This is a genomic window from Nisaea sp. (assembly GCF_965216895.1).
Lineage (GTDB): Bacteria > Pseudomonadota > Alphaproteobacteria > Thalassobaculales > Thalassobaculaceae > Nisaea.
On the sequence record NZ_OZ244205.1, the window covers coordinates 2,734,076 to 2,759,926 of the forward strand.

Annotated in this window: 30 protein-coding genes; 16 read left to right on the forward strand and 14 right to left on the reverse strand. The window is 64.1% G+C overall.

What is annotated here, in order from left to right:
* Window positions 1-39: 39 nt before the first annotated feature.
* A complete protein-coding gene (locus ACOOE1_RS13140; RefSeq protein ID WP_420402649.1) occupies window positions 40-2,001 on the reverse strand; it encodes an acetoacetate--CoA ligase in 1,962 nt (653 codons plus the stop codon).
* A 206-nt stretch (window positions 2,002-2,207) separates the two neighbouring features.
* Here ACOOE1_RS13140 and ACOOE1_RS13145 point away from each other — a divergent pair, with 206 nt between their 5' ends.
* On the forward strand, window positions 2,208-3,179 hold the full coding sequence (locus ACOOE1_RS13145; protein WP_420402650.1) for a DMT family transporter: 972 nt from the start codon (window positions 2,208-2,210) through the stop codon (window positions 3,177-3,179).
* Here ACOOE1_RS13145 and ACOOE1_RS13150 read toward each other — a convergent pair.
* On the reverse strand, window positions 3,176-3,673 hold the full coding sequence (locus ACOOE1_RS13150) for a DUF3429 domain-containing protein (protein ID WP_420402651.1): 498 nt from the start codon (window positions 3,671-3,673) through the stop codon (window positions 3,176-3,178). The two genes, ACOOE1_RS13145 and ACOOE1_RS13150, sit on opposite strands and share 4 nt — an antisense overlap.
* A 126-nt stretch (window positions 3,674-3,799) precedes the next feature.
* Between ACOOE1_RS13150 and ACOOE1_RS13155 the strand changes: the two genes are divergently transcribed.
* Window positions 3,800-4,561: an SDR family NAD(P)-dependent oxidoreductase gene (locus ACOOE1_RS13155; protein WP_420402652.1), complete on the forward strand. Its 762-nt coding sequence runs from the start codon at window positions 3,800-3,802 to the stop codon at window positions 4,559-4,561.
* A gap of 110 nt (window positions 4,562-4,671) precedes the next feature.
* On the opposite strand, the gene ACOOE1_RS13160 is transcribed toward ACOOE1_RS13155, so the two are convergent.
* Window positions 4,672-5,103 carry a MarR family winged helix-turn-helix transcriptional regulator gene (locus ACOOE1_RS13160; RefSeq protein ID WP_420402653.1) on the reverse strand — a complete coding sequence of 144 codons (432 nt, stop codon included), beginning with the start codon at window positions 5,101-5,103 and terminating at the stop codon, window positions 4,672-4,674.
* A 120-nt stretch (window positions 5,104-5,223) separates the two neighbouring features.
* Between ACOOE1_RS13160 and ACOOE1_RS13165 the strand changes: the two genes are divergently transcribed.
* Entirely contained in the window at window positions 5,224-5,901 is a 678-nt protein-coding gene (locus ACOOE1_RS13165; RefSeq protein ID WP_420402654.1) for a glutathione S-transferase family protein, read from the forward strand.
* A gap of 11 nt (window positions 5,902-5,912) precedes the next feature.
* Here ACOOE1_RS13165 and cobB read toward each other — a convergent pair whose 3' ends face one another.
* On the reverse strand, window positions 5,913-6,632 hold the full coding sequence (gene cobB / locus ACOOE1_RS13170; RefSeq protein WP_420402655.1) for a Sir2 family NAD+-dependent deacetylase: 720 nt from the start codon (window positions 6,630-6,632) through the stop codon (window positions 5,913-5,915).
* 10 nt (window positions 6,633-6,642) lie between these two features.
* Complete coding sequence (locus tag ACOOE1_RS13175) at window positions 6,643-7,074, reverse strand: nucleoside deaminase (RefSeq protein ID WP_420406433.1); 432 nt, start codon at window positions 7,072-7,074, stop codon at window positions 6,643-6,645.
* Between the two features lie 111 nt (window positions 7,075-7,185).
* Between ACOOE1_RS13175 and ACOOE1_RS13180 the strand changes: the two genes are divergently transcribed.
* The 3 genes from ACOOE1_RS13180 to ACOOE1_RS13190 are packed head-to-tail and all read left to right on the forward strand — an operon-like array spanning window position 7,186 to window position 9,197.
* Entirely contained in the window at window positions 7,186-8,193 is a 1,008-nt protein-coding gene (locus ACOOE1_RS13180) for a pseudouridine synthase (protein WP_420402656.1), read from the forward strand.
* On the forward strand, window positions 8,144-8,737 hold the full coding sequence (gene rsmD, locus ACOOE1_RS13185; protein WP_420402657.1) for a 16S rRNA (guanine(966)-N(2))-methyltransferase RsmD: 594 nt from the start codon (window positions 8,144-8,146) through the stop codon (window positions 8,735-8,737). The genes ACOOE1_RS13180 and rsmD overlap by 50 nt, the downstream gene beginning before the upstream one ends.
* Complete coding sequence (locus ACOOE1_RS13190) at window positions 8,727-9,197, forward strand: GFA family protein (protein WP_420402658.1); 471 nt, start codon at window positions 8,727-8,729, stop codon at window positions 9,195-9,197. The genes rsmD and ACOOE1_RS13190 overlap by 11 nt, the downstream gene beginning before the upstream one ends.
* Before the next feature lie 21 nt (window positions 9,198-9,218).
* Here ACOOE1_RS13190 and ACOOE1_RS13195 read toward each other — a convergent pair whose 3' ends face one another.
* From ACOOE1_RS13195 to ACOOE1_RS13220, 6 genes are all read right to left on the reverse strand, one after another.
* The gene (locus ACOOE1_RS13195) at window positions 9,219-10,103 is read right to left on the reverse strand and encodes an ABC transporter ATP-binding protein (protein WP_420402659.1); all 885 of its coding nucleotides are present in this window, start codon (window positions 10,101-10,103) and stop codon (window positions 9,219-9,221) included.
* A complete protein-coding gene (locus ACOOE1_RS13200) occupies window positions 10,103-10,852 on the reverse strand; it encodes an ABC transporter ATP-binding protein (RefSeq protein ID WP_420402660.1) in 750 nt (249 codons plus the stop codon). The genes ACOOE1_RS13195 and ACOOE1_RS13200 overlap by 1 nt, the downstream gene beginning before the upstream one ends.
* Complete coding sequence (locus ACOOE1_RS13205) at window positions 10,849-11,907, reverse strand: branched-chain amino acid ABC transporter permease (RefSeq protein WP_420402661.1); 1,059 nt, start codon at window positions 11,905-11,907, stop codon at window positions 10,849-10,851. Before ACOOE1_RS13205 ends, ACOOE1_RS13200 begins: the two co-directional genes overlap by 4 nt.
* Window positions 11,904-12,800 (reverse strand): branched-chain amino acid ABC transporter permease, encoded by an 897-nt coding sequence (locus ACOOE1_RS13210; RefSeq protein WP_420402662.1) that lies wholly within the window; start codon window positions 12,798-12,800, stop codon window positions 11,904-11,906. Before ACOOE1_RS13210 ends, ACOOE1_RS13205 begins: the two co-directional genes overlap by 4 nt.
* Window positions 12,801-12,911: 111 nt before the next feature.
* The gene (locus ACOOE1_RS13215; RefSeq protein ID WP_420402663.1) at window positions 12,912-14,165 is read right to left on the reverse strand and encodes an amino acid ABC transporter substrate-binding protein; all 1,254 of its coding nucleotides are present in this window, start codon (window positions 14,163-14,165) and stop codon (window positions 12,912-12,914) included.
* 160 nt (window positions 14,166-14,325) lie between these two features.
* Window positions 14,326-15,159, reverse strand: a complete 834-nt coding sequence (locus ACOOE1_RS13220; RefSeq protein ID WP_420402664.1) for a nitroreductase family protein — start codon at window positions 15,157-15,159, stop codon at window positions 14,326-14,328.
* A gap of 196 nt (window positions 15,160-15,355) precedes the next feature.
* Here ACOOE1_RS13220 and ACOOE1_RS13225 point away from each other — a divergent pair, with 196 nt between their 5' ends.
* The 10 genes from ACOOE1_RS13225 to ACOOE1_RS13270 all read left to right on the forward strand — a co-directional run bounded on the left by ACOOE1_RS13225 (window position 15,356) and on the right by ACOOE1_RS13270 (window position 24,115).
* Entirely contained in the window at window positions 15,356-15,562 is a 207-nt protein-coding gene (locus ACOOE1_RS13225) for a hypothetical protein (protein WP_420402665.1), read from the forward strand.
* 65 nt (window positions 15,563-15,627) lie between these two features.
* Window positions 15,628-17,055 (forward strand): amidohydrolase family protein, encoded by a 1,428-nt coding sequence (locus tag ACOOE1_RS13230; RefSeq protein ID WP_420402666.1) that lies wholly within the window; start codon window positions 15,628-15,630, stop codon window positions 17,053-17,055.
* A 90-nt stretch (window positions 17,056-17,145) separates the two neighbouring features.
* Window positions 17,146-17,880, forward strand: a complete 735-nt coding sequence (locus ACOOE1_RS13235) for a succinate dehydrogenase/fumarate reductase iron-sulfur subunit (protein WP_420402667.1) — start codon at window positions 17,146-17,148, stop codon at window positions 17,878-17,880.
* Entirely contained in the window at window positions 17,880-18,209 is a 330-nt protein-coding gene (locus ACOOE1_RS13240) for a hypothetical protein (RefSeq protein ID WP_420402668.1), read from the forward strand. The genes ACOOE1_RS13235 and ACOOE1_RS13240 overlap by 1 nt, the downstream gene beginning before the upstream one ends.
* A complete protein-coding gene (locus tag ACOOE1_RS13245) occupies window positions 18,206-18,547 on the forward strand; it encodes a hypothetical protein (protein WP_420402669.1) in 342 nt (113 codons plus the stop codon). The genes ACOOE1_RS13240 and ACOOE1_RS13245 overlap by 4 nt, the downstream gene beginning before the upstream one ends.
* Entirely contained in the window at window positions 18,544-20,298 is a 1,755-nt protein-coding gene (locus tag ACOOE1_RS13250; RefSeq protein WP_420402670.1) for an L-aspartate oxidase, read from the forward strand. Before ACOOE1_RS13245 ends, ACOOE1_RS13250 begins: the two co-directional genes overlap by 4 nt.
* Before the next feature lie 98 nt (window positions 20,299-20,396).
* Window positions 20,397-21,683 carry a DUF3422 family protein gene (locus ACOOE1_RS13255; protein WP_420402671.1) on the forward strand — a complete coding sequence of 429 codons (1,287 nt, stop codon included), beginning with the start codon at window positions 20,397-20,399 and terminating at the stop codon, window positions 21,681-21,683.
* A gap of 91 nt (window positions 21,684-21,774) precedes the next feature.
* Complete coding sequence (locus ACOOE1_RS13260; RefSeq protein WP_420402672.1) at window positions 21,775-22,374, forward strand: hypothetical protein; 600 nt, start codon at window positions 21,775-21,777, stop codon at window positions 22,372-22,374.
* 137 nt (window positions 22,375-22,511) lie between these two features.
* Window positions 22,512-23,474 carry a fumarate hydratase gene (locus ACOOE1_RS13265; protein ID WP_420402673.1) on the forward strand — a complete coding sequence of 321 codons (963 nt, stop codon included), beginning with the start codon at window positions 22,512-22,514 and terminating at the stop codon, window positions 23,472-23,474.
* Window positions 23,438-24,115, forward strand: coding sequence for a fumarate hydratase C-terminal domain-containing protein (locus tag ACOOE1_RS13270; RefSeq protein ID WP_420402674.1), 678 nt, complete (start codon window positions 23,438-23,440; stop codon window positions 24,113-24,115). The genes ACOOE1_RS13265 and ACOOE1_RS13270 overlap by 37 nt, the downstream gene beginning before the upstream one ends.
* 16 nt (window positions 24,116-24,131) lie before the next feature.
* Here ACOOE1_RS13270 and ACOOE1_RS13275 read toward each other — a convergent pair whose 3' ends face one another.
* The 3 genes from ACOOE1_RS13275 to ACOOE1_RS13285 form a co-directional block, all read right to left on the reverse strand.
* The gene (locus ACOOE1_RS13275; protein ID WP_420402675.1) at window positions 24,132-25,136 is read right to left on the reverse strand and encodes a hypothetical protein; all 1,005 of its coding nucleotides are present in this window, start codon (window positions 25,134-25,136) and stop codon (window positions 24,132-24,134) included.
* Window positions 25,137-25,239: 103 nt separating this feature from the next.
* Window positions 25,240-25,395, reverse strand: a complete 156-nt coding sequence (locus ACOOE1_RS13280; RefSeq protein ID WP_420402676.1) for a hypothetical protein — start codon at window positions 25,393-25,395, stop codon at window positions 25,240-25,242.
* A gap of 77 nt (window positions 25,396-25,472) precedes the next feature.
* Window positions 25,473-25,712 (reverse strand): HigA family addiction module antitoxin, encoded by a 240-nt coding sequence (locus tag ACOOE1_RS13285; RefSeq protein ID WP_420402677.1) that lies wholly within the window; start codon window positions 25,710-25,712, stop codon window positions 25,473-25,475.
* Window positions 25,713-25,851: the final 139 nt, after the last annotated feature.

Here is a 25,851-nt window from a genome sequence, read left to right on the forward strand (position 1 = left end):
GGCTCCCGGCGTCTGGCCAAGCGTTCTGAGAGGACTGCGTCAGACCGAAAGCTCGGGCAGGCCCTCGTACAGCTTCAATGCCTCCGGGTTGGCGAGCGCCTCGACATTCTTCACCGGCCGGCCATGGACCACGTTGCGCACGGCAAGTTCGACGATCTTGCCGCTCTTGGTGCGCGGAATGTCGGCCACGTGAAGGATCTTTGCCGGCACGTGGCGCGGCGAGGCGCCCTTGCGCACGGTATCCTTGATCCGCTTGACCAGCGCCTCGTCCAGGGTCACGCCCTCGGCCAACCGGACGAACAGCACCACGCGGACATCGTCATCCCAGTCCTGGCCGATCACAAGACCTTCCAGCACTTCCGGCAGCTTCTCCACCTGGCGGTAGATCTCCGCCGTGCCGATGCGCACACCGCCCGGATTGAGCACAGCGTCGGAGCGGCCATAGATCACCATGCCGCCGCGCGGGGTCAGTTCCACATAGTCGCCGTGGCACCAGATATTGTCGTAGCTCTCGAAATAGGCGCCGCGATACTTGGCACCCTCCGGGTCGTTCCAGAACATGATCGGCATGCAGGGGAAGGGCCGGGTGCAGACCAGCTCGCCCTTCTCGCCGACCACCGGCTTGCCGTCATCGTCGAAGACATTGACCGCGAGACCGAGGCCGCGGGTCTGGATCTCGCCGCGCCAGACCGGACCGACCGGGTTGCCGAGGACGAAGCAGGAAACGATGTCCGTGCCGCCCGAGATCGAGGAGAGCTGGATGTCGGACTTGATCGCCCGGTAGACATAGTCGAAGCCCTCCGGCACCAGCGGCGAGCCGGTCGAGGTCATCGCCCGCACGGTCGAGAGATCGTGGGTCTCCTTCGGCGTCACGCCGGCCTTGTTGAGAGCGTCGATATATTTCGCCGAGGTGCCGAACAGGGTCATCTTCTCGGCATCGGCGTAGTCGAAGAGGATGTTGGCACTCGGATAGAAGGGGTTGCCGTCATAGAGCAGCAGGGTCGCTTCCGAGGCGAGCCCGCTGACCAGCCAGTTCCACATCATCCAGCCGCAGGTGGTGAAGTAGAAGACCCGGTCATCCTTCTTCACGTCGCTGTGGAGCTGGTGCTCCTTCAGGTGCTGGATCAGCGTGCCGCCGATGCCGTGCACGATGCATTTCGGCACGCCGGTCGTGCCGGACGAGAACATGATGTAGAGCGGCTCGTTGAAGCCCATCCGCACGAAGTCGATCTCGCCGGCCTGGTAAGCGCCGGTGAAATCGCCGTAGCTGACCGCGTTCGGCAGGGTGTCGATCGGCGCATCCTCGCGGGTATAGGGCACGATCACCGTCTTCTTCACGCTCGGCAGCTCGGCGAGGATGCCCTCGACCTTGTCGAGCGTGTCGAACGCCTTGCCGCCGTAGTAATAGCCCTCCACGGCGACGAAGACCTTGGGCTCGATCTGGCCGAAACGGTCGAGCACGCCGCGGATGCCGAAATCGGGCGAGCAGGAGGACCAGACGGCGCCGAGGCTGGCCGTCGCGGCCATGGCGATGATGGTTTCCGGCATGTTCGGCATAAAGGCGGCAACCCGGTCGCCGGGACCGACGCCCTCGGCCTTCAGCGCCTGGGCGAATTTCGAGACCTCGTCATAGAGCTGCTTGAAGGAGAGCCGCCGCTTCACCTTGTCCTCGCCCCAGAAGACGATGGCGTCCGCCCCATCCCGGCGGCGCAGGAGGTTCTCGGCGAAATTGACCTTGGCGTCCGGGAAGAAGGCGGCGCCCGGCATCTTGTCGCCGTCCTTCAGGATAACGTCACTGCCCTTGTCTCCGACAATGCCGGTGAAATCCCAGACCGCATTCCAGAAACTCTCGAGCTCGGTGACCGACCAGTCATAGAGACTGTCGTAATCGGTGAGCTTCGCACCCCGTTCCCGGTTTACGAACTCGATGAAGCGGGTGATGTTCGCGCTGGCGATGCGCTCGGCGCTCGGCTGCCAAATCGGTTTGCTGTCGGTCGTCATCTCTCTCGGCGTCCCCTGTTTGCCGCGCCCTTGCCCGGAACGCGGCCCGGTCGGCGTCTTGCCATTCGCCCAAAGCTATAGCGAGGCGCCGTCCGGCGGGCAATGCTGCAATGCGCAATCGGCGCTGGTTGCCTCGCCGCTACCGGGTATCCTGACACCATTCCACAATGTCGGACATGGTGCGCTCCGGGCGCGCCCGGAAACCCATGGCGCCCGCCAATTCATCGCTGTCTTCCCGCTTCGCCGCGCTTTCCCCCAATACCCAGGGGGCGCTCTGGATCGTCGTCTCCTGCGTGATCTTCTCGATCATGCAGGCGAACGTGAAACTGCTCGGCGCCCGGCTCGACACCTTCCAGATCGCCTTCTTCCGCTGCGCCTTCGGGCTCGCTGTGATCCTGCCCTTCATGTTCCGGGCCGGACCGCAGGTCTTCAAGACGAGGCGCCCGCTCGCGCATCTGCTGCGCGGCTGCCTCGGCGCAGGCGCAATGGCCTGCGGCTTCTATTCCGTCACCCACATGCCGCTCGCCGACGCGACGGCGATCAGCTTCGCAAAGCCCCTCTTCATGATCGTGCTGGCGGTGCTGTTCCTGAACGAGAAGGTCCGCTGGCGGCGCTGGACCGCGACCGCGGTCGGGTTCCTCGGCGTGCTCATCATGGTGCGGCCGGGCTCCTCAGAGATCGGTTTCGCCGCCGGGATCGCTTTGCTCGGCACGCTCTTCGTCGCCCTTGTCGTGGTGCTTGTGAAGAAACTGAGCGCGACGGAATCCCCGCTCACCATCCTGTTCAGCTTCGGTATCGTCTCGACCTCGATCATGACCGTGCCGGCGATCCTCGTCTGGCAGCAGCCGACCTGGAATGAGTTGGCAATGCTGCTCTCGGTCGGCGCCCTCGGCTCGGCCGGGCAGGCCTGCGCGGTGAAGGGTTTCAAGGTCGGCGAGGCGACGGCGGTGGTACCTTTCGACTATTCCCGGCTGATCTTCGCCGGCTTCATCGGTTTCTGGCTGTTCGGCGATGTTCCGGGCCTGCACACCTTGCTCGGCGCCGGGCTGATCGTCGTCTCGACGCTCTATATCGCCCATCGGGAGGCCCGACTTGGCAAGGCGCCGGTGCGCAACAAGACCGACCACCATCCGGTGCTGCTGCCCGAAGAGCAGGAACCGGCCAGGGAGCGGACCTAGAACGGCCCGGTCACGCCGGAGGCCACAGCGTTGCCGCAAGCGAGCAGCACCAGGATTGTCAGAACTTTTCGCAAGCTCTCGTACCATTCCGGCAAGAACCCGGCCCGGCAGGCGCGCAGGTCGATGAAATAGGCCAGCCCGATGCCGACCACGATCAGCATCAGCCCGGCGAATGGCACCAGCAATGTTCCGATCCAGGCGATCAGGGCCGGGATCACGCTCCAGCCATAGCGGGCCCAGGCGGCCCGGTCCATCTCCTCCTCGTCCTCCTCGCGGATCTCCTCCAGTTCGCCCTGCCACATCGCCGCGCCCCAGTGCACCGCGCCGAGAAATGAGAGGATCACCGCGCCGTAGGTGATCATGCTGTCGATCAGCACGTACCCGTAGAGCGGGTCCGTCAGCCAGATCGGCAGCGAGAGCAGGTAAAACGGGATCACGCCGCCGAGGCCGAGGATCAGGGCCGGGCGAGGAACGTCGCGGAGCGAGGAGAACATGAGCAGTGCTTCCGTTTGCCGCGCTGGACGCACGGGCGGGTTTCGGTTTCACTGCGGCCAGTTATAGCCTTCCCGAGCAGGGTCAAGAAAGACCGTGCCGGACAAATCGCTTCAGGGAGCAGAGAGATGCAGGTTCAGGGGCAAGCCGCGATCGTGACCGGCGGCGGCAGCGGGCTCGGTGCGGGCACCGCGCGGGCACTGGCAGCGACGGGTGCGAAGGTCGCGCTGTTCGACGTCAACGAGGAAGGCGCCAAGCAGGTCGCCGCGGAGATCGGCGGGATCGCGGTCCCGTGCGACGTCGCCGACGCCGCCTCGGCGGAAGCCGCCGTCGCGAAAGCCCGCGAGGCGCACGGACCGGCCCGCATCCTCGTCAACTGCGCCGGGATCGCGCCGGCGGAACGTATCGTCGGCCGAAACGGACCGATGCCGCTCGACAATTTCCGCCGCGTCATCGAGGTCAACCTGATCGGCACCTTCAACATGATGCGGCTCGCCGCCGCCGACATGCAGTCCATGGACCCGCTGGAAGACGGCGAGCGCGGCATCGTCATCTCCACCGCCTCCGTCGCCGCCTTCGAGGGCCAGATCGGGCAGAGCGCCTATGCGGCCTCCAAGGGCGGAGTGCACGCACTGACGATTGTCGGCGCCCGCGAATTCGCCAAGGCCGGGATCCGCTTCAACACGATCGCGCCGGGCCTCTTCGGCACCCCGATGCTGCTCGGCATGCCGCAGGACGTGCAGGACAGCCTCGCCGCCACCGTGCCGTATCCGTCGCGCTTCGGCACGCCGGAGGAATACGCGAAACTGGCACTGGCGATGATCGACAATGTCATGCTGAACGGCGAGACCGTGCGTCTCGACGGCGCGATCCGGATGCAGTCGCGGTAGTTCGCCTTGCGCCCCCTATCCGCCATCCCCATGCAAAGGGGATGACGCGAGAGACTCCCGGAAACTCCCCATATGGGACGGCATCTCGGCGAAATTGTGTTGAAGGGGGACTAGTCCTCCGCCGCGAGCGGCACGAGAAGCGCCGCCAGTTTGCGGGCCTGAGCCTCGCTCAACCGGCTGCTGACTTCCCGCTCGAGCGCGCTGCGGTAAACCGGCCACATTCTTTCCTGCAGCGCCAGACCGTCGGGCGTCAGGCCGACCACGTGCCCGCGACCGTCTTCGGGACAGGTCCGGCGCTCGATGACGCCCGCCCTGACCATGCGCTCGACCAGCCGGGACAAATTGTATTGCGGGATCAGCATGCGCGACTGCAGCTGGTAGGGCCTCAGTCCCTCCGCCCCGGCGCGTTTCACTTCCAGCAGCAGATCGTACCAGGCGAGCGGCGGCAGACCCGCGGACTTTAGGGCCGATTCCACCTTTTGAAGGATCCGTTCCGAGGCCCGGACAAGCCGCACCCAGGCAATCTGGTGTGTGTCGGTCAAAGTAGCGTCCGAGATATCCATGAAACGAAAATAGCAGGTACATGCAAACGCATCAATCTTGACACGCAGGCAAGTCCGCCACAGATATAAATGCAATTGCATATATATCTGGAGACGAAGATGACCCAAATCACGCTGATCAGTCACTCCCTCTGCCCTTATGTCCAACGCGCCGCGATTGCGCTTGCGGAAAAAGCGGTGCCGTTCGAGCGGATCTATATCGACCTTTCGGACAAACCGGACTGGTTCCACGCGCTCTCGCCGCTCGGAAAGGTGCCATTGCTGAAAATCAGCGACGGACACCGGGATGCGGTCATTTTCGAATCTTCCGTCATCCTGGAGTTTCTCGAGGAGACCCAGGCCAATCCCCTGCACCCGTCCGATCCGCTGGAGCGCGCCCGGCACCGGAGCTGGATGGAGTTCGGCTCGTCCCTGCTGGGCGGGATCGCCCGCCTCTACAACGCGCCCGACGAGGAGAAATTCAACGCGGAAAGAAAGACGCTTCGGGCCGGTTTCACGCGGCTTGAAGCGGAGTTGAAGACAGGCGGCGCCCCCTTCTTCGCCGGAGACCGATTCTCGCTGGTCGATGCCGTCTTCGGCCCGGTCTTCAGATATCTGGACGTGTTCGAAAGCCGTGCGGGGCTTGGCCTCGCGGAGAACCTGCCGTTGCTCGTGGACTGGCGGCGGGCGCTTTCGGCAAGGGACTCCGTGCGCGAAGCCGTCGGCGCGGATTACCCGGAACTGTTGACGGAATTCCTGAAGAACCGGAACGGCTATCTGAGCAGGCTGGTGCACTGACTGCGAGACGGCTACGCCAGCAACTCCTGCACATAGGCCGGCACGATCTCGCTCGCGGGGCCGTAGCGCTTCTCGGCGAAGAGCGTCGCCCCCTCCGACGGTTCGAGATTGAGCTCGATCGTGTGGGCGCCGTGCATCCGGGCCTCCTGCACGAAACCGGCGGCGGGATAGACATTGCCGGAAGTGCCGATCGAGATGAAGAGGTCGGCATCTGCCAGCGAGGCGTAGATCTCCTCCATGTAGAGCGGCATCTCGCCGAACCAGACCACGTGCGGGCGCAGCGTGCCGGCCTCGTTCGTGGTCGGGTTGCGGCTCTCGAGGCCAAGATCCCCCTGCCAGTCGAAGATCTCGCCGGTGCGCTCGCAGCGCACCTTCAGCATCTCGCCATGCATGTGCAGGAGCTTCTCGGAGCCCGCCCGCTCGTGCAGGTCGTCGATATTCTGCGTCACCAGCAGCACGTTGCCGGCCCACTCCCTCTCCAGACGGGCAAGCGCCGCATGGGCCGCGTTCGGGGAGACATCGGCATTCAGCAGGGAGCGGCGGCGGGCATTGTAGAACTCGTGCACCATGACGGGATTGCGCCGGTAGCCCTCGGGCGTCGCCACGTCCTCCAGATTGACCTTCGACCATATCCCGTCCGCGTCGCGAAAGGTGTCGAGGCCGCTTTCCTTGGAAATGCCCGCCCCGGTCAGAATGACGATGGAGGCCTCCGGCGAGAGATTGAGGTGCATCTGGGTCTCCCTAGCGGCGATCGCGGAAAAACGAGCGGAGCAGGTCGCCGGCGCGGCGCTCCTCGACGCCGCCGACCACCTCCGGTGCGTGATGGCAGGTCGGCTGGGTGTAGATCCGCGGCCCGTGCTCGACCCCGCCCCCCTTCGGATCGTAGGCGCCGAAGACGAGACGGCGGATGCGGGCGAAGCTGATCGCCTGGGCGCACATCGGGCAGGGCTCGAGCGTGACGTGAAGATCGCAGCCGACCAGGCGCGGCGCGCCGAGCGTCGCCGCCGCCTCCCGGATCGCCAGGATCTCGGCATGGGCGCTCGGATCGTTCAGTTCCTCAACCCGGTTGCCGGCCGCAGCCAGCACGCGGCCGTCCGCATCCGTCACCACCGCGCCGACCGGCACCTCGCCCCGGGCGGCCGCCGCCGCCGCCTCGGCGAGGGCCCGCGCCATCGGATTTTCACCTCTTGCGTCCATTCTTCCTTCCTAGCCGGAAGCGTTCCCGCCTCCAAGCCGTTTGGATGCGCGTTGCATCCGCGCGCGCCCGCGCGTAAGACCTGATTCATGACCGATTTCGAAAAAGTCTTCTCCGAGGATCGCGGTCCCGAGCGGATCGCCAAGCGGCTCGCCCGCGCCGGGCTCTGTTCGCGCCGCGAGGCCGAGCAATGGATCGCCGCCGGCCGGGTCGAGGTCGACGGCGAGGTTCTGACGACACCTGCCGTCACCGTGACCGCGGAGTCCAGGATCCGGGTCGACGGCCGGGACCTGCCGGTGATCGAACCGACCCGCCTCTGGCGCTTTCACAAGCCGCGCGGGCTGGTGACCACCAACAAGGACCCGGAAGGCCGGGAAACCGTGTTCGATGTCCTGCCGAAGGACATGCCGCGCGTCGTCACCGTCGGGCGCCTCGATTTCGACACCGAGGGCCTGCTGCTGCTGACCAATGACGGTGAGCTCTCGCGTCTGCTGGAGCTGCCCGCAACAGGCTGGCTCCGCAAATACCGCGTCCGGGTCTACGGCTCCATCACAGAGAGCTCGATCGACCTGCTGAGGAAGGGCGCGACCGTCGACGGCATCAGGTACGGCCCGGTTACGGTCGAGCGCGACATCGAAGGCAAGTCGAACACCTGGCTGACCCTCGGCATCCGGGAGGGCAAGAACCGGGAGATCCGCAAGCTGATGGAGCATGTCGGCCTCCGGGTGAACCGGCTGATCCGGGTCTCCTACGGCCCCTTCCAGCTCGGCGACCTGCCGGCGGGCGAGATCGCGGAAGTGCGGCAGGCTACGCTGAAGGAACAGCTCGGCTTCAGGGAAGAGAAGAAGACCGGCACCGCCAAGGCGAAACCCAAGGCGCCGTTCAAGGGCCCGCGCAAGAAGCCGGGCACGGCGCCGGGCGGCGGCAAGGCACCGGCCAGGGGCAAGGCGGGCGCAGATCCCGAAAAGCGCTCGACGCGCGGACCCGGCGGCACGCAGAATACCGGTCGGGGAAACGTGAAACCGCGACCGGCTCGGGGAGAGAAACATGCGGATCGTCGCGGGCAGACATCGCGGAACCAAACTCGTCGCTCCTGAAAACTGGACCACGCGGCCGACCGCTGACAGGACGCGGGAATCCCTGTTCGGCATTCTCGCGGGCGGCAAGCATGGCGACCCGGTGACCGATGCCCTGGTGGTGGACGTTTTCGCCGGTACCGGGGCGCTCGGGCTGGAGGCCCTCTCGCGCGGCGCCGCCGAGGTCTTCTTTATCGAAAGCGACCGGGAGGCGGCGACCGCTCTCAAGCAGAACATCGTGAAGCTGCGGGCCGGCGCCGACGTCACGGTGATCGAAGGCGACGTGCTCACCCTGCAGCGCACGGTCCCGCGTCCCGCCAGCCTCGTGCTGATGGATCCGCCCTATCGCAGCGGCCTCGCCGCGCCGGCGCTCGACAAGCTGCACGAGCGCGGATGGATCGACGGCAATACGCTGGTGGTGATCGAGTGCGAGAAAGGCGAGGATCTCGAAGTGTCCGAATGGCTCGAGGAGGTCGAGAGCCGGAGCTACGGCCGCGCGCGGCTAAATTTCTTGCGCCCGAACTTCAGCGTCGATGCCGGAAAGGGGAAGCCCGGTGAAACTTGAAGGTTCCTGCCATTGCGGCGCCGTGCGCTTCAGCCTGGAGAGCCGCCATCCCTACCCCTTCAACATCTGCTACTGCTCGGTTTGCCGCAAGACGGCGGGCAGCGGCGGCTATGCGATCAATCTCTCCGGCGATTTCGACAGCCTGGCGATCGACGGCGCGGAGCATATCTCGAAATACAAGGCCGTCATCGACGGCAGAGAAAGCCCGGCCGAGCGCTGCTTCTGCAGCAAATGCGGCTCCGCCCTCTGGCTCTGGGACCCGCGCTGGCCGGAACTCGTGCACCCGCAGGCCGGCGCCATCGACACGCCGCTGCCAACGGCGCCGGAGCGTACGCACCTGATGCTCTCCTCGAAACCGGACTGGGTTCCGCTGCATGCGGGACCGGAGGACCGGTGTTTCGACGACTATCCGGAAGAGAGCATCGAAGCCTGGCACAAGCGGCTCGGACTGAAGCGCTAGGCGCTCGTGCCCGGCCGTTCATCAGCCTCCGAGGAACAGCCGTCCCACCTCCGGGTTCGCCAGCAGTTCCTCTCCGGTCCCGGCCATCGCCGTCTGGCCGGAGACCAGCACGTAGCCGACATCGGCGAACTCGAGCCCCTTCTTGGCGTTCTGCTCCACCATCAGGATGGTCTTGCCCTCGACCCGCTGCAGGTCGTCGAGGATCTCGAACACCATGTCGATGAAACGCGGCTCGAGGCCGATTGAGGGTTCGTCCACCAGCAGCACCTCCGGCTCCATGACGAGCGCCCGGCTGATTTCCAGCAGGCGGCGTTCGCCGCCCGAAAGCACCTTGGCCTGGTGGTTGCGGCGTGCCGCGAGACGGGGATATTTCTCGAAGATGCGCTCGGCCGCTTCCTTCGCCTCCGCGGTGGTCTCCTTCAGGTAGCCGCCCATCCAGAGATTTTCCTCCACCGTCATGCCGCCGAACACCGACTTGTCCTGCAGGATATAGGCGATGCCCGCATTCTTCAGTTTCTCGTTCGAGGACAGGTGGGTGACGTCCTGTCCGCCCACATTGATGGTCCCGGAGAAGATGTTGGTGAAGCCGAAGATCGAGTGCAGGATCGTCGATTTCCCGGCGCCGTTCGGCCCGATCAGGCAACAGGACTGACCCTTGCCGACCTTGAGCGAGAAATCGTGCAGGATTTCCATCTTGCCGTAACCGGCCCGCAGGCTGTCGATGGCGACATAGGGCTCCGGTCCTGCGAGCGCGTCGATCCGGGCCTGGTCCGGGCCCTCGGCGATCGCCTCGACCTGCCTGACCACGTCCTCGACGGAAATCACCGTCTCGACGCCGCCGCTGCCATAGCCGCTGATCCGCTTCGCCCGCTCGGCCTCGGTTTCTGTGTTCTGCTGATCGCTCATCAGTGCGCTCCCAGATAGGCATCGACGACCCGCGGATCGTTCTGGATCTCGTCCGGCGTGCCGGTCGCCAGCAGTTCGCCATGGGCGAGACAGGAGATCCGGTCGGCGAGGTTCATGATCACCCGCATGTTGTGCTCGATCACGAAGAGGGTGATGCCGAACTGCTCGTTCGCCCGCTTCAGCCGGTCGATCAGGCCGTTGATCAGGGTCGGATTGATCCCCGCCGTCGGCTCGTCCAGCAGCAGAACCTCGGGCCGGTTCATCAGCGCCATGGCGAATTCCAGCAGCTTCTGCTGTCCGAAGGAGAGCTCGCCGGCGATCAGGAAGCGCTTCTGGTAGAGCCCGACGAACTCCAGCAGTTCCTCGGCGAACTCCTCGTTCTCGCGGTTCCGCATCGAGCCGAACATCGTGCCGAGGCCCTCGTTCCTGTGCGAGACGGAGATCAGCATGTTCTTCATGCAGTCCATCTTCGAATAGATGCGGGTCTGCTGGAACGTCCGGAGCAGCCCGAGCCGGGCGATCTCGGGTACCCGGAGCTTGGAGATCTCGCTGCCCTTGAACTTGATCGAGCCCTCGTCGATCGGATGATAGCCGACGACCGAGTTGAACAGCGTCGTCTTGCCCGATCCGTTCGGTCCGATCAGACCGGTGATGCCGCCCTCGGCGACATCGATGCTCACACCCTTGTTCGCGACGACGCCGCCAAAGCTCTTGGAGACGCCGCGCACTTCTATCAGGTTGCCGCTCATTCCGCCGCCTCCGTCTGGCCGGTCCGGGTCATTCGCTCGTCCACCGTCAGACCGAACAGCGCGGGCCAGCGGTCCTGTGCCCAGCCGAGAATGCCCTGCTGGAAATAGACGATGTTGATGATGATGATCGCGCCGAGCGCGACCCACTGCCAGCCGAGCAGGTGGGTCCAGGTCACTTCTTTGATGATGTGGAAGAGAATGGCCCCGAGCACCGGCCCCCAGATCGTGCCCTTGCCGCCGAGCAGCGCCATCGCCACCATGAAGATGCCGAAGGTCGCGGTCGGGAAAGCGACCTCGAGCGGCTCGATGAAGCCGGACATGTTGCCGAAGACGGCTCCGGCCATGCCCATGAAGAAGGCCGGGATCATCCAGGCGATCACCTTGTAGCGCATGGTGTGGATGCCCATCGCCTCGGCCTTGTCCTCGTCGTCGCGTATCGCGTTGATGGCGAGGCCGAACCGGGTCTTGAGGACGGCCCGGATAATCAGGTGCGAGGCGATCGCGAGCACGAAGAGCAGGACGTAGAAGACGAAGGATCCGGCGCCGGCCTCGCCCGGGAAGACCGGCATCGAGATCCCGCTGCCGCCACCGACATAGGCCCAGCCGCTCACCATTTCCGCGACCGCAACCGCAAGACCCAGCGTGCCGATGGCGAAGTAGGGTCCGCGCAGGCCGAGCATGAAGGGCCCGACAATGACGGCGAACAGTGTCGCCATGACGCCGCCAAAGCCGATGCCGAGGAACAGGCCGGTCCAGTACTGGGTCTCCGTGAAATCCACCTTGATGGCCCCGAACGCCGCGGTGTACTCGGCGACATCGTAGACGATGCCGACCTGCACCACCGCGGAGGCATACATCCCGATCCCGAAGAAGGTGATGTTGCCGAGCGAGTTGTACCCCATCTGGCCGCCGGTCATGTCCCAGGTGACGGCCATCAGCACCATGAGCCACAGCACCGCCATCTGGCTGGTGAAGGCCGGCGCCAGAAGCGGCACCAGGATCCCGGCGGCGATCAGCGCGCCATAGATCGAAAGATCGAGTTTCTGCGGGCTCATCGGACCACCTGCCTTACACGATACATCTGGAAGAGCCGGAACATGAGCACCAGCACGAGGACGATGACGACCGCGGCGACGGCGAATTCAGCGCCGAAGATGAAGCCGGAATAATTCTCCCAGACCCCGAGGCCGAAGCCGGCCACGACGACGCCCGGAAGGTTCCCGAGGCCGGCGGCGGTGACGATGATGAAGGCCCGGATCGAATGGACGATCCCGTAGAAGGGCTGGATGTTCCAGATCATCGCGACAAGCACGCCCGCAGCGCCGCAGATCGCGGCATTCAGGGCATATGTGAAGGCGTAGACCCGATCGGTATTGATGCCGAGCACGCGGGCCGCACGCGGATCCTGCGCCGTCGCGCGGATCGCCTGGCCCATGCGGGAATTGCGCATGAAGAGGATGAGCCCCACCGCCAGGATGGCGGCGAGTCCGAGGCTCACGAAGCGGATCATGGGAATGCTGAGCTGCCCGAGATCAAGGGTGCCAAAGCCGGATTCCGCGATCTTCACCTCCGGTCCATAGGCAAGATTGAGGGACTGCTGGATCAGCAGGCTGAGCCCGAAGGTCGCTAGCAGCGAGGTGAACATGTCCCGGTCGACGACGCGCCGGATGATGGTCGCGTAGACCCCCCATCCAAGCGTGAAGAGCAGGATGAAGGCGATCGGCAGCGCGATGATCGGATGCAGGCCCCAGAGCGTGCACTGGTAGGCGACATACCCGCCGAGGATCACCATGTCGCCCTGGGCGAGGTTCTTGACGTTCATCACGCCCCAGACCAGAGCGAGGCCGTAGGCGGCAAGGACGAAAATCCCGCCGATCAGCAGCCCCTGGACCAGAAGGTCCACGGCGAAGATCGGCGCCTGAAACAGAATTGAGATATTGTCGAGCATTAAGGTCGCAACCTTTCCCGCAACGGCATCGGGACGCATTTCTCGCGTCCGTCGGATAGACGAACGGCAGAAGGGCCACGCCCTCCCGCCGTTCCCCTCTCGGTTATGCGATCAGTATTTCGGCTGACGCGGGTGACGGACTTTCGAGGAGGCCCATTTCACCGGGGCGACCACGTTGTATTCGCCGTCCTGGATCTGCCGCAGCACCATCGGCTTGGCGATGTTGTTGCCTTCCGGAGCGAACTTGATGTTGCCGTAGAAGGTCGCCATGTTGGTGTCCGCGATCGCGTCGCGCAGGGCTTCGGTATCGAAGCTGTTGGCGCGCTCGAAGGCATCCTTCCAGACCATTACCGCGGCGGTCGCCTGGGCGGACTGGTACGGCACCGTCTTGTACCCCTCGAAGGTCTTCTTGAAGAGCGCGTCATATTCGGCCGCGGTCCCGAAGAGGTCGTCCTTGTAGCTCAGGGTCTCGGCCCACTGGGTCGGGCAAAGCAGTCCTTCGGTCGCGCCTGCGCCGAACTTCTCGACCACCTTCGCCGCCTCGCAGTGGGTCATGGCGATCATCGGCGTGTCGATCTTCAGCTCGGCGATCTGCCGGGCCGCGGTCGCCGCGCCCTTGGAGTGGCCCGAGACAACCAGCAGGTCCGGCTTCAGGGCCTTCACCTTGGTCAGGGTCGAGGTCATGTCGGACAGGTCGCGCGGCAGCTTGTCGTCGATGACGATATTCATGTCGTACTTCGCCGCGTCGTCCACGACACCGGCACGAACATCCAGCGAAAACGGATCGTTCTCGAACGCCATCGCGACCTTGACGTCGGACGCCTTCTTGCCGTTCGCCTCCGCGATCTCGGCGGCCAGCGCGATCGAGCTCGCGAGATACTGCTCGGACGTCGAGAGCACCGCGAACAGATAACGGTAGCCTTGGGTGAAGAGCGAACGCGAGGCGCCTTCGGCCTCAACCATCGGAATCTTGTACTTCTCGGTGACCGGCGCGATCGCCTTGGTCAGACCGGAGCTGTACGGGCCAAGCATGTATTTGACGCCGTCCTGGCTGATCAGCCGCTCCGCGAGCTGCGCGCCGCGGGCCGGGGTCGACTCGTCATCATAGTAGACGACCTTGAGCTTGTAGCTCTTGCCGCCGACCGTCACGCCGCCGTTGTCGTTGATCATCTTCACGCCCAGCTCGTAACCGTTCTGGGCATGGATGCCGTTCGTCGAGTATTTGCCGGTCAGCGAAATCGCCGAGCCGAGAATGATGGTATCGCCCTCGACCTTCGCTTCGGCAGGCGCCGCAGCGAGCCCTAGCGAGGCGGTCAGGGCGGCCGCAATGGTAGCGGCGCGCAGTTCCGTTTTCAGGAAACGCATCTCAAGTCCTCCCTTGTCATCCAGGGAGATCGCGGACCCATGTCCTAACCGCATTTTTTGTTTTTGTTGCGGCGCGCTCTCCCTGTCCGGGAAAACGTTAGAAAATCCGTCGGCTCAGCGCCAGTCCTTTTTCCGGGATGCGCGAAAGCCAAGAACTGTATCACTCAAGATTGAATCCCTGATCGCGCAAATATTTGGCGAGCTGTGTGCGTTCCGGCTTGGAAACTTGGCGCGCCTTGTCCTCCGACCAGCCGTAATCTTGCGCCAGCCCGTATTCACCGACCAACCTCTGCTTTTCATCCGGAATACGATAGCGCGCGCTGCGCCGGGCGTCGTAGCCGTCGATCTCGGCCTCCAGGTCGGTGTCATCGTAGCGGTCGGTATGAACCATCACGCGCGGCGGCAGGCGCAGGCTGACATGGCCGGCAGCGGCCGGCCAGCCGAGGCAGAAGCCGCAGAGCGGAAAGACATGCTCCGGCAGTTCCAGCAGCTCCGAGACGGTCTCGATATGGTTGCGCACGACGCTGATCGGGCAGCAGCCGAGCCCGGCGGCTTCCGCCGCCCGGATGAAGTTCATCAGCACCAGCCCTGCGTCGACGGCGGCATTGAGAACGGAATCCAGGTGATCGTTGCCGAAGGGCTTGCCGCGCAATTCGGAGACCCGCCGTATCCGCCGGTTGTCGCCAAGAAACACCATGAAGACCGGCGCTTCGGAGATCCACGGCATAGCCGGCATCAGGGCCTCGATCGTCTTGCGCTTCTTGGCGTCCCGGACGATCACGATACCCGACTGCTGCAGGTCCGACTTTGCCGGCGCCGAAAAAGCCGCAGAGAGCAGAACCTCGAGCAGATCGTCGCTCACCGGGTCGGATGTGAAGCGCCTGTGAGAACGGTGCGAGAGGATGTTCGCGAGTTCTCCCTCCGCCGGCATGTCGCGGCCGGCCTCGGTTTTCAGGCCGAAACGGTATTCGATCAGATCGGCGAGCGTCTTCATCTCTGTTCATTCCCTGCTGCTGTGTCGGAGCGAGAGTAGGCGCGGCGCGCATCTGTCCGCAACCGCCCCCGCCGCAACCGAGAGTGTCGCACGGGGCGGTTCACGGAACGCGTGGCGCGGCTTGACTCAACAGGCGCATTGATGACGAAATCGACGCCATCCGCATCAGGTCACACCATCCCGGAGGAGAAGCAAAGTGCCGAAACAGCCGGATTTCGAGAACCGAAATCGCGTTTCCATTCTGCAGCGACTCGGGATGCAGGAACTTGAAAAATATCAGATTTCCGAAAATCCAAACGCAAAAGGCGGTGCGTGTGACGATGCCCTCCCCGACGGCACCTGCCCCGATCATCCGTTGGGCCAGGACCTTTTCTATGTGTTGTGGAACGCCAACCGCACGTAATATCACGATGATCGCCACAATCGGCGGCCAAATCCAACTTCAGGTTGTTTGACGGCGAAACGACATTGCACAATTTCGTAATCGAGGGCGGCACTGTTGTCACCATGGACGGCGCGCGCCGCGTTATTGACCGTGGCACCGTGCATATCCGGGACGGACGCATTGCCGCTGTCGGCGAGAGTGAGGCGCCGGAAGACGGCGTGGAGCGGATCGACGCGAGCGGCATGCTTGTCCTGCCGGGACTGATCGACGCCCATGCCCATGCCGGCCATGCGCTGGTCAAGACACTGGCAAGCGACGACGGGCAGGGCTGGTTCGACGCCTGCAAGCAGCTTTACACAAGCGGCTCCGACGCAGAATTCTGGCGTGCGGACGCGGCACTCTTCGCCCTGGAGCGGATTCGGGCCGGGGTCACCACAGGTGTGTCCATGCTCGGCGGCGGCGACAGCATCAGCCGGACTGACGATCCGCGCCATGGCGACGCCCATTGCACGGCGATCGAAGCGGCGGGAACGCGCGCCGTCGTCGCGGTCGGCTGCAATCGTCCGCCCTTTCCCTGGCTGTACAAGGACTGGGACGGCAGCGGCAGCGACGAGCCGATCTCCTTCGAGCGTCAGCTGGAGGTCAGCCGGGAGATCGCCGCGAATTGGCACGGCGGTGCCGGCGGCCGCCTCTCCGTCGCCCTGACCTATCCCGTCAGCCACGAAAACCAGGCCCTGCCCGAAGGCGTTACCCGGGAGATGGTCACTGACCATGCCAGACAGGTCCGTGCCCTCTCGAGGGAGCTCGGGCTGCGCTTCACGCAGGACGGGCACCGCGAGGGCAGCATCGCCTATGCCCACCGGGAACAGGACATCCTCGGATCCGACGCCTATCTCTCCCACTGCACCAACCTGACGGAGGCCGACATAACCGCGCTCAGGGAGAGTGGGGCCAGCGTGGTGCACAATCCCTCCGCGATCGCCTCTGTCCGCGGCCGCTGCCCGGCCCCCGAGCTGATCGACCTCGGCGTCACCGTCGCCATCGGCTCGGACGCGCCCGCGCCGGACCGCTCCGGCGATATGTTCCGCCACATGCAGCAGGCGATGCACTATCACCGCCGCCATTTCCGCGACGACCAGGTCCTGCCGCCGGGCAAGGCGCTGGAGATGATCACCATCGATGCCGCGAGAGCGATCGGCATGGACGCGGAGATCGGCTCGCTCGAGCCCGGCAAGAAGGCCGACATCGTGCTGCTCGATCTGCGCAAGCCGCATCTGGTGCCGGCCAACATGCCGCTGCACCGGGCGATCTATTTCGCCAATGCCGCCGATATCGACACCACCATCGTCGATGGCCGCATCCTGATGCGCGGCCGCAAGGTCCAAAGTGTTGACGAAGAGGCCGTCATGGATGCCGCCGACGCCGCCATTGCCAGAGCTCTGGAGCGGACCGGTCTGCACCATTTGCTGGAAATCCGGCCCGGCTTCTGGGGCAAGAGCCGCTACAGCTAGACGCTCACGCACCGGACTTTTTCCACGCCCGCCTCTTTCCGCCGCCCCGAATAGGCGCCACACTCGCTTTCGAGAAAAAGGAGTGGTGGCATGCAAGACACCGCCGATACGGGGGAAATGCTGGAGGTCGAGATCTGGCGCGGGGCCGAGGACGGCGCGCTCCGGACCTATCGCGTGCCCCGGCGTGAAAGCCAGACCGTGCTGGACGTGGTGACATGGGTACAGCGCAACGCCGAACCTGCGCTCGCCTATCGTTTCGCCTGCCGGGTGGGCATGTGCGGTTCCTGTGCCATGCAGGTGAACGGGAAACCGCGCTGGACCTGTCGGACCCATGTGGCCAAGGTCGCCGAGGGCGGCAGGCTGCGCATCGAGCCGCTCGCCAACCTGCCGAAGATCAAGGATCTCGCCACCGACATGGCGCCGTTCTTCGAGAAATGGGCGGATGCCCGTGGCCGGCACGAACCGACCCGGACACGGCACGAGCCGATGGCGCCGGTGTCTTCCGAAAGTCCGGAGCGGATCGCGGCGAACGCAGCGATCGAATGCATCAATTGCGCGGTCTGCTATGCCGCCTGCGACGTGGTCGGCTGGGACGGGAGTTATCTCGGCCCCGCAGCCCTGAACCGTGCCTGGACACTCGCCAATGACGAGCGCGACGCAGACCGTTCCTCGGTCCTGCGCGCGGTCTCGGAGAGCGGCGGCTGCCATTCCTGTCACAGCCACGGAAGCTGCGTCGAACACTGTCCGGTCGGACTCAACCCGACCGCCGGAATCGCGGGCCTGAAGCGGATGAGCCTGACCGCGCTGGTGCGGGGAGAGCTCTGATGCTGGAGGCGCGTCTCTATCTCCTGCAACGGGCGAGCGCGATGCTGCTGGCGCCACTGGTTCTGGGGCATCTCGGACTCATCCTCTACGCCATCGAGGGCGGGCTTTCGGCGTCGGAGATCCTCGGCCGCACCAAGGGCAGCCTCTTCTGGGCCGGCTTCTACGGCCTTTTCGTGCTCACGGCCGCGCTGCATGCCCCGATCGGCCTGCGCAACGTGCTGCGCGAGTGGACCGGTTGGCGCGGCCGCTCCCTCGATCTCGCGACCGGCGCTTTCGCCATGCTGCTGCTCGCGCTCGGCCTCCGCGCCGTCTGGGCGGTGACGGCATGATCCGGGCCTCACGCAACCATCCCGGTTGGTGGGCCGCGCTCGGCCACCGGCTTTCCGGCCTCGCGCTCGCGCTCTTCCTGCCGGCCCACTTTCTCGTACTCGGTCTCGCGCTGGAGGACGGCACGGCCCTCGACGACATGCTGGCCTGGACAGAGCAGCCGCTGGTGAAGGTGGCGGAATGGGGGCTCGTCATGCTGCTGACCCTGCATCTCGGCTTCGGGCTCCGGGTTCTGGCGCTGGAATTCCTGCCCTGGCGTGACCCGCTGAAAATGCTGATTTCCCTCGGCGCCGGCGCCTCGCTGCTCGCCGGCCTCCTGTTCTGGATCATGGTCTCATGAGCCGCGATATCGAGACGCTCCGCACCGACATCCTGATCATCGGCTCCGGCGGCGCCGGGCTGATGGCAGCGCTGCACGCGCTGCAGGCAGATCCGGACCTCGACGTCACCATCGCGGTAAAGGGCCTGATCGGAAAATGCGGCTGCACCCGCATGGTACAGGGCGGCTACAACGTCGCCCTCGCGCCGGGCGACTCGGTCGAGCGGCATTTCATGGACACCATCGTCGGCGGGAAATGGCTGCCGCGCCAGGATCTCGCCTGGAAGCTGGTCGACAAGGCGGTCGAACGGATCCACGAGCTGGAAAACGAGCTCGGCTGCTTCTTCGACCGGAACCCGGACGGCTCGCTGCACCAGAAGGCCTTCGCGGGGCAGAGCTTCGACCGCACGGTGCACAAGGGCGATCTGACCGGGATCGAGATCGTCAACCGGCTGATGGAGCAGGTCTGGGCCCGCGGCGTGAACCGCCTGGAGGAGCACCGCGCCATCGAGCTGGTCCCGGCGCGGGACGGCAGCGGCATCGCCGGCGTACTGCTGATCGACATGCGCACGGGCCGCTACCGCTATGTCGAGGCGAAGGCCGTGCTGCTGGCGAGCGGCGGCGGGCCGACCATGTATCTCTACCACACCCCCTCCGGCGACAAGGCCTGCGACGGTATGGGCATGGCGCTGCGCCGCGATCTCCCCTTGCGCGACATGGAGATGGTGCAGTTCCACCCGACCGGCCTCTTGGCCGGGACCGACACGCGGATGACCGGCACGGTGCTGGAGGAAGGCCTGCGCGGCGCCGGAGGCTATCTCCTCAACGGGGACGGCGAGCGCTTCATGGCGCGCTATCATGCCCATGGCGAGCGGGCGACGCGCGACATCGTCAGCCGGTCGATCTATGCCGAGATGCGCGACGGGCGCACGACGCCGAACGGCGGGGTCTATATCGAGATGGCGCATCTCGGGCCCGAGAATGTCGCGAAGCGCTTCAAGGGCATGGTGGAACGCTGCGCCGATTGCGGTTTCGACCTCGCCGGCGGGCGAGTCGAGGTGGTGCCGACCGCGCACTACATGATGGGCGGCATCGAGTTCGAACTGGATTGCGCGACCGCGCTGCCCGGCCTGTTCGCCGCGGGCGAGGATTGCGGCGGCGTGCACGGCGCCAACCGGCTCGGCGGCAACGGGGTCGCCAATTCCACCGTCTTCGGCGGCGTCGCCGGCGAGAGCATGGCGGCATTCGTCAAGGCTGGCGCGGACTGGAAAGAAGCGGACCGGAGCGTCATCGAGGCCGGGCTCGACCGGGCCGAACGGCCGTTTGCCGCAAGCGGGGGAAATCTCTCGGATCTGCGCGAACGGCTCTGGCGGCTGATGTGGGACAAGGTCGGGATCCTGCGGGACAGGGCCGGACTTTCCGAAGCCATGTCCGCGCTCGGCGACCTGCGCGCGGAGCTGCACGAGACCGGGCTCGCCGACGGAGACCGCAGCTTCAACCTCACCTGGCACGACTGGATGAATCTCGAGAGCCAGATCGACATCAGCGCCGTCATCGCCTCGGCCGCGCTCGGCCGCGAGGACAGCCGCGGCGCGCATTACCGCGAGGATTTCCCGGAAACCGGATCGCTGGAGGAGACCCGCTTCACCCGCGTCACGCAGTCCGAGGCCGGGCTGGCGCTCGAAATGGTGCCTGTGGACTTCACCATCGTCGCGCCCGGGCAGTCACTGATCGAGGACGAGGCGGGAGCGCCGCCGAGTGCTGCGGAATGAGCGCTGCGGAACGAGCGCGGCAAGGTGCCTCATTGGGGGAGGCGGCGTGACACAGTAAGGGTGAAGGAACCGGCCCGCTCCGCTGGAGGGCAAGAGACGTGAAATTTCATCCCGAACGGGATCAGCTGACCCTGGAACTGCATGCCCGCCCGATCCGGCCGGCGCGGGCGCCGCTGCGCATCAGCCACCTCGCCTTCGGCACCGGCGAGCATGGCGGCGAGCGGGACTTCGAGGACCTGGTCGCGCTCTGCCGCAAATACGGCAAACCCGAGCCGTCCGCCGAGATGAAGCATTTCACCGCCAATCTCGGCCCCTTCACGGTGAAGTGGGAGCGCCATACCGAGTTCTCGACCTACACCTTCCTGCGTTCCGAGAGCTTCGACGCCCCGTTCGAGGAAACCGTCTTCGACCTGCTGCCGGCCGAGTGGACGGAGGCGAAATTCGGCGAGGTGCTGGTCGCCGTGCATCTCGCCGTTTCCGAGAGAACCGATACGGCTCCGGATGCCAACCGGCTCTCGCGCTGGTTCGACGGGAACGAGGTCTTCGCCAACCTGATGGAAAAGGAACGGGTGGAGATCTACAGCGATCTGCGCACCCACGACGACGGCTTCGGCCGCATGTATCTGCGCGCCGGCGACCTCGGCCCGGAACTGCTCGGCCAGACCGTGCAGCGCGTGCTGGAGCTCGCGACCTACTGGCGCCTCGCCCTGCTCTCGCTGCCGATCGCGCGCGCTTCCAGCCCGAAGCTGGAGCGGATCGAGCGCGGCCTCGCGAAGATCGCCGCAGAGCTCGCCGAGGCCGATCCCGAGCGCACCGACGAGAGCCTGCTCGACCCGCTGGCCCAGCTCTCCGCCGAGCTGGAGACCATCATCGCGGATTCAAGCTACCGCTATCGTGCCAGCACCGCCTATTTCGAGATCGTCGAGAGCCGCCTGCGCCAGCTCGGCGCGGTCAGTTTCAACGGCTATATCCATCTCTTCGACTATCTGATGCGGCGGATCGATCCGGCGCTCCGGACCTGCTGGTCGGTGCAGAGCCGCCAGGAGGCGATCTCCAAGCGCGCATCTCGGCTTTCCAGCCTGCTGCGCACCGGGATCGAGGTGAAGGTGGAACGGCAGAATCGCGACCTGCTCGACAGCATGAACCGCCGCGCCGCCCAGTCGCTGGCGATCCAGCGCACCGTCGAGGGGCTCTCGGTGGTGGCGATCAGCTACTACGCGGTGAATCTCTTGAAATACCTGCTGGACGGCATGGTCAAGTCGGGGCTGATCGCCATCGACACGACGATCACCTCGGCCGCCCTTCTGCCGGTCCTCGTGGTCGCGCTCTGGTTCTTCCTGCACCGCCTGACCCGACGCGCCCTGAAGAAACCGGACGGCAAATAAGCCACGTTCACAAAAATTCACACTTCCGCGCGACGGATCGCGGCGCCGGGCCCGTTCTAGGGATCAGAACGATCAAACGGGACCAAAGACCATGGCCAGCGCCAGACTTCTCCTGCTCCGCATTGCCGCCGGCCTGGCGGCGATGCTTCTCACCGTCGCGGCCGCCGAGGCACTGGCCGCCCCGGCGCGCCCGCCGGGCAAGCCGCCGCAGCACGGCAAGAGCGCCGAGCCCGCCTTCAACCTGCGCCCCGGCTTCTGCGCAACCTATCCCGAGCATCGCCTGATGCGGCATCCGCAGCACGGCGGCTTCGGCCATTTCCGGATGGAGGCCGGCCGCTGCCTCTGGATCGAGGGCCCGCCGAGACCGCAGCGGATCGCCCGCCAGGCGCCGGACGCGGCACCGGCGGTCCCGGTGCTGCCGGCGGCGCCGCGCGTGGCGAAGGATACGCTCTATTGCCGGGAATATCAGGACCGCATCCGCGTCGGCGGCACGGAGGTCGATGCCTTTGGCACCGCCTGCCTGCAACCGAACGGCGCATGGCAACTGAAGCAGGGCGATCGTCCCGCCTCGGGCGAATATTGCCGCGAGTTTCACCGCACCGTGACGGTCGGCCCGGCCGAGCAGGATCAGACCGGCACCGCCTGCCTCCGCCCCGGCGATGCCTGGGAGATCGTCCGCACGCAATCCTGACCACGAAGTTCACCGGCGCGCCTCCCGGCACGGGTCCTTTTCCGGATCTCCCTTTCCCACCCTACCGGAAAGCAGCTAGGCTTCTCCCCAGCCAGGCCTCGTGCCAGCCAGGCCAGCGCAACCAGGGAGGAGCGCCGGTGATCCAAAGAGAAGCAGTCGAACAGGCTGCCTACGAGATCATGTTCAAGGCCGGGATCGACATTCCGGACGATTATCTCGCGGGCATCAGGAAGATGGCCTCGGCGGAGGACGGCGACCTCTCCGCCTTCGTGCTCGAGGCCATGCTGGAGAATTACGAGGCGGCGAAGGAAGACCGCCGCCCGATGTGCGCCGATACCGGCGTGCCGCGCTACTACGTGAAGGCGGGCAACGAGGCGAGGCTCGAAGGCGGCTTCATCGCGCTGGAAGAAGCGCTCCGGAGCGCCACCGCCCGCGCCACCCACGACATTCCGCTCCGCCCCAATCGGGTGCATCCGCTCTGGCGCACCGACCACGACAACAATGTCGGCATCAACGCGCCCGAGATCGAATACAGCTTCGAGCCGGAGGCGGACTGGGTCGACATCACCACCGTGCACAAGGGCGGCCTCTTCGGCACCGATTACCGCATGCTGTTTCCGGGCGACGGGATCGACGGCATCAAGCGCTTCTTCCTCGACGGCATGATCGCCTTCGGAAAACGCGGCCTCGCCTGCCAGCCGGCGATCGTCGGCGTCGGGCTCGGCGGCTCGAAGGACACCTCGATGGTGCTCGGCAAGCAGGCGGCGTGCCTCCGCACTGTCGGCGACCGCAACCCGGACCCGAAGATCGCCGAGCTGGAGCTGGAACTGCAGGAGCTCGGCAACAGCATCGGCATGGGCGCGATGGGCTTCGTCGGCAAGAGCATGGTGGTCGATTGCCATATCGAGGTCGGCTACACCCACACCGGCGGCATGCCGATGAGCCTGCACGCCTTCTGCCTCTCCTCGCGCCGCGCGACGGTGCGGCTGCATGCCGACGGACGGGCGGAGTTCCGCACCGACCCGAACTGGTTCACCCCCTATATGCGACGGGAGACGGTCTCATGGGAAATGCCCGCGAGCGCAAAACGGTCCGCCTGAAGACCCCGGTCACGGACGCGGATCTCGCCGCGCTCGAGCTTGGCGACGTGGTCTATCTCGACGGCCTGATCTATACGGCGCGCGAGGGCGTCTACAAGAAGGTGCTGCAGGACGGCGAGGCCCCGCCGGTCGATTTCGCGGATCTCACCAACGTCAATTTCCACTGCTCCCCCGCCGCCGCGGTGGAGGCGGACGGCAGCCTCCGGGTCCGCGCCGTCACCGCCACCGCCAGCTTCCGCTTCTCGAAATGGATGAAGGACTGGTTCAAGGCCTCCGGCGCCAAACTGATCGTCGGCAAGGGCGGCATGTCGGAGGAGGATTACAAGACCCTCTTCGTGCCCGCCGGCGCGGTCTATCTCACCACCGTCGGCTACGGCACCGGCGCGCTTCTGGGGCGCGGGATCAAGCAGGTGCGGGCGGCCCACTGGCTCGACGAACTCGGCATCGCCCAGGCGATGTGGGTGCTGGAGGTGGAGAAGTTCGGCCCGCTGCTGGTCGAGAGCGACCTCCAGGGCAACTCGCTCTTCGAGCGCAACAACCGCGAGATCAATGCCGGGATCGACAAGCTCTACGAGGGGCTGAAGAAGCCGTCACTGCACAGATATGGGGAGACAGATGATCGGGAGCAGGAGCTGATTTGAGGCTTCCAAGGCTCAATCAGAACAATTTTTTGTGTAAATCCACGATCACTTTTGACAAATTACAGAGATAGTAAGTCAAAAAATTCTTACGCTCCCCCGTTACATCTGAAAATTGATTTTTTGTAAAATGTGAGATATGTGGATCAATATCACTATAAACATGTGCACCTTTTTTGTTTCTTATATGAAGAATTGTTTCTCTATTCGTTAAAAATCGACCGGATATAGTGGATCCGTAACTATCCAACCATACATCTAAATCTATTTTGGAGTGAAATAAATCACTTTCCTCAATAGAGATATTATCCGAAAAGTGAAATTCCGGATTAAATAACGGAGGAGAACACAATTGTGGATTTGAATATACAAATAGATTAATGCCTCTAGATGCAGCGCACAATTGCATAAACGGCACCCTCTTCTTTTCCGCAATTAATTTTGAGAGAATTACAGATAGTGAATCTAAATAATATAATTTTCCACTTTCAATATATTGCAACATATCCTTTAATAATTCGATTTGCTCTCCCATTTCTCTGAAATTATGCTCTTTATCTTCTCGAATACTACTAAATTTAGCCTGCCTGTTTCTAAATTTCTTTGCTCTTTTTTGGTTTGCTTTATCATTCAATTCATTAAGATTTTCAATTTTTTGCCGCTTCATATTGAATTCTGGAACGACATATGTGTTCGGCGCCGACGCTGGATTCGAGAAACACCCCACCTTTGTATCGTTTATCCTGACATAAAGAGAATCTGGAAGAGTCCATACGACAGCGAAAAAAGCTAATTCTGGTTTCTCGCAAACAATAGGACATGTCCTTACGTTCATAACAATCTTTTTTGAATCTACTTTTCTTAAAACAACACCGATAGTTCCATCTTTTTTACATTCCAATTCAATATTGTGACCATTATTTTCTACAATCAAATAATTAAAATTATTTCGAACAGGCCATGGATGAGGAACATTAAAAAGAAACCAAAAAGTTCCCGCAACCTCAGAAATCTCTTTCGACATACCATCACCTCATTCTCTATAACTCTTTCACCTGAATTAAGGGGAAATCAGGGGACACACGCCTCAATTCCGCGCCTTCAGCGGCCTGTCCCTTCGGTCCAGCTCAGTCCTGCGCCCCATTCTCCGGCCTACGCGGGATCGCTTCAAGCTGCCCGGAGCGGACCGTCGCCTCCATGCCCGGCCTGTCGTCCTTCAGTCTCTTCAGGACGCCCTTACGGGCGATCGGCCGCTCGTCGTATTTGCCGCTCCAGAGAATCAATTAAGGGGACACGACTCATCTCCCCGCCTTCCCGATCACGAAACGCGCTGAAACCGCCGTACATCGATCTCTCCTTCTCAGTCCCGTGCGCGGGCGAGATCATAGGCTAGCTGCATCCTCAACAGATGCTCTGCCTTCGGGCCAAAGGCCTTCTCGATCCGAGTCGCCATTTCCGGCGAGAGCGCCGAGTTGCCGTTGAGGAGATGGGAGAGCGTATTGCGCGCGACGCCGAGCGCGGCGGCGGCCGTCACCGTCAAATTCAAAGGGACGATCACGTCCTCGCGGATGATCTCGCCGGGATGCGCCGGGCTTTTCATCGTCTTCTCCCGAGAGAGGTCTTCGGCAGGGCGTAAAGATAACCACGATTGCTCGTGATCCGGGAGTCTCTTGAGGGGACGCTTTCTCGCTCGTCGTCATCCCGTCGAAGGACGGGACCCAGGGATGGCGGGCGGCGCT

Coding starts and splice junctions, on each gene's coding strand:
- ACOOE1_RS13250 (WP_420402670.1), top strand. CDS start 18,544: ATGAGCCGCGATATCGAGACGCTCCGCACCGACATCCTGATCATCGGC.
- rsmD (WP_420402657.1), top strand. CDS start 8,144: ATGCGGATCGTCGCGGGCAGACATCGCGGAACCAAACTCGTCGCTCCT.
- ACOOE1_RS13165 (WP_420402654.1), top strand. CDS start 5,224: ATGACCCAAATCACGCTGATCAGTCACTCCCTCTGCCCTTATGTCCAA.
- ACOOE1_RS13195 (WP_420402659.1), bottom strand. CDS start 10,103: ATGAGCGATCAGCAGAACACAGAAACCGAGGCCGAGCGGGCGAAGCGG.
- ACOOE1_RS13205 (WP_420402661.1), bottom strand. CDS start 11,907: ATGAGCCCGCAGAAACTCGATCTTTCGATCTATGGCGCGCTGATCGCC.
- ACOOE1_RS13140 (WP_420402649.1), bottom strand. CDS start 2,001: ATGACGACCGACAGCAAACCGATTTGGCAGCCGAGCGCCGAGCGCATC.
- ACOOE1_RS13275 (WP_420402675.1), bottom strand. CDS start 25,136: ATGTCGAAAGAGATTTCTGAGGTTGCGGGAACTTTTTGGTTTCTTTTT.
- ACOOE1_RS13285 (WP_420402677.1), bottom strand. CDS start 25,712: ATGAAAAGCCCGGCGCATCCCGGCGAGATCATCCGCGAGGACGTGATC.
- ACOOE1_RS13175 (WP_420406433.1), bottom strand. CDS start 7,074: ATGGCGCGGGCCCTCGCCGAGGCGGCGGCGGCGGCCGCCCGGGGCGAG.
- cobB (WP_420402655.1), bottom strand. CDS start 6,632: ATGCACCTCAATCTCTCGCCGGAGGCCTCCATCGTCATTCTGACCGGG.
- ACOOE1_RS13155 (WP_420402652.1), top strand. CDS start 3,800: ATGCAGGTTCAGGGGCAAGCCGCGATCGTGACCGGCGGCGGCAGCGGG.
- ACOOE1_RS13210 (WP_420402662.1), bottom strand. CDS start 12,800: ATGCTCGACAATATCTCAATTCTGTTTCAGGCGCCGATCTTCGCCGTG.
- ACOOE1_RS13240 (WP_420402668.1), top strand. CDS start 17,880: ATGCTGGAGGCGCGTCTCTATCTCCTGCAACGGGCGAGCGCGATGCTG.
- ACOOE1_RS13215 (WP_420402663.1), bottom strand. CDS start 14,165: ATGCGTTTCCTGAAAACGGAACTGCGCGCCGCTACCATTGCGGCCGCC.
- ACOOE1_RS13150 (WP_420402651.1), bottom strand. CDS start 3,673: ATGTTCTCCTCGCTCCGCGACGTTCCTCGCCCGGCCCTGATCCTCGGC.
- ACOOE1_RS13220 (WP_420402664.1), bottom strand. CDS start 15,159: ATGAAGACGCTCGCCGATCTGATCGAATACCGTTTCGGCCTGAAAACC.
- ACOOE1_RS13270 (WP_420402674.1), top strand. CDS start 23,438: ATGGGAAATGCCCGCGAGCGCAAAACGGTCCGCCTGAAGACCCCGGTC.
- ACOOE1_RS13180 (WP_420402656.1), top strand. CDS start 7,186: ATGACCGATTTCGAAAAAGTCTTCTCCGAGGATCGCGGTCCCGAGCGG.
- ACOOE1_RS13260 (WP_420402672.1), top strand. CDS start 21,775: ATGGCCAGCGCCAGACTTCTCCTGCTCCGCATTGCCGCCGGCCTGGCG.
- ACOOE1_RS13245 (WP_420402669.1), top strand. CDS start 18,206: ATGATCCGGGCCTCACGCAACCATCCCGGTTGGTGGGCCGCGCTCGGC.
- ACOOE1_RS13145 (WP_420402650.1), top strand. CDS start 2,208: ATGGCGCCCGCCAATTCATCGCTGTCTTCCCGCTTCGCCGCGCTTTCC.
- ACOOE1_RS13200 (WP_420402660.1), bottom strand. CDS start 10,852: ATGAGCGGCAACCTGATAGAAGTGCGCGGCGTCTCCAAGAGCTTTGGC.
- ACOOE1_RS13235 (WP_420402667.1), top strand. CDS start 17,146: ATGCAAGACACCGCCGATACGGGGGAAATGCTGGAGGTCGAGATCTGG.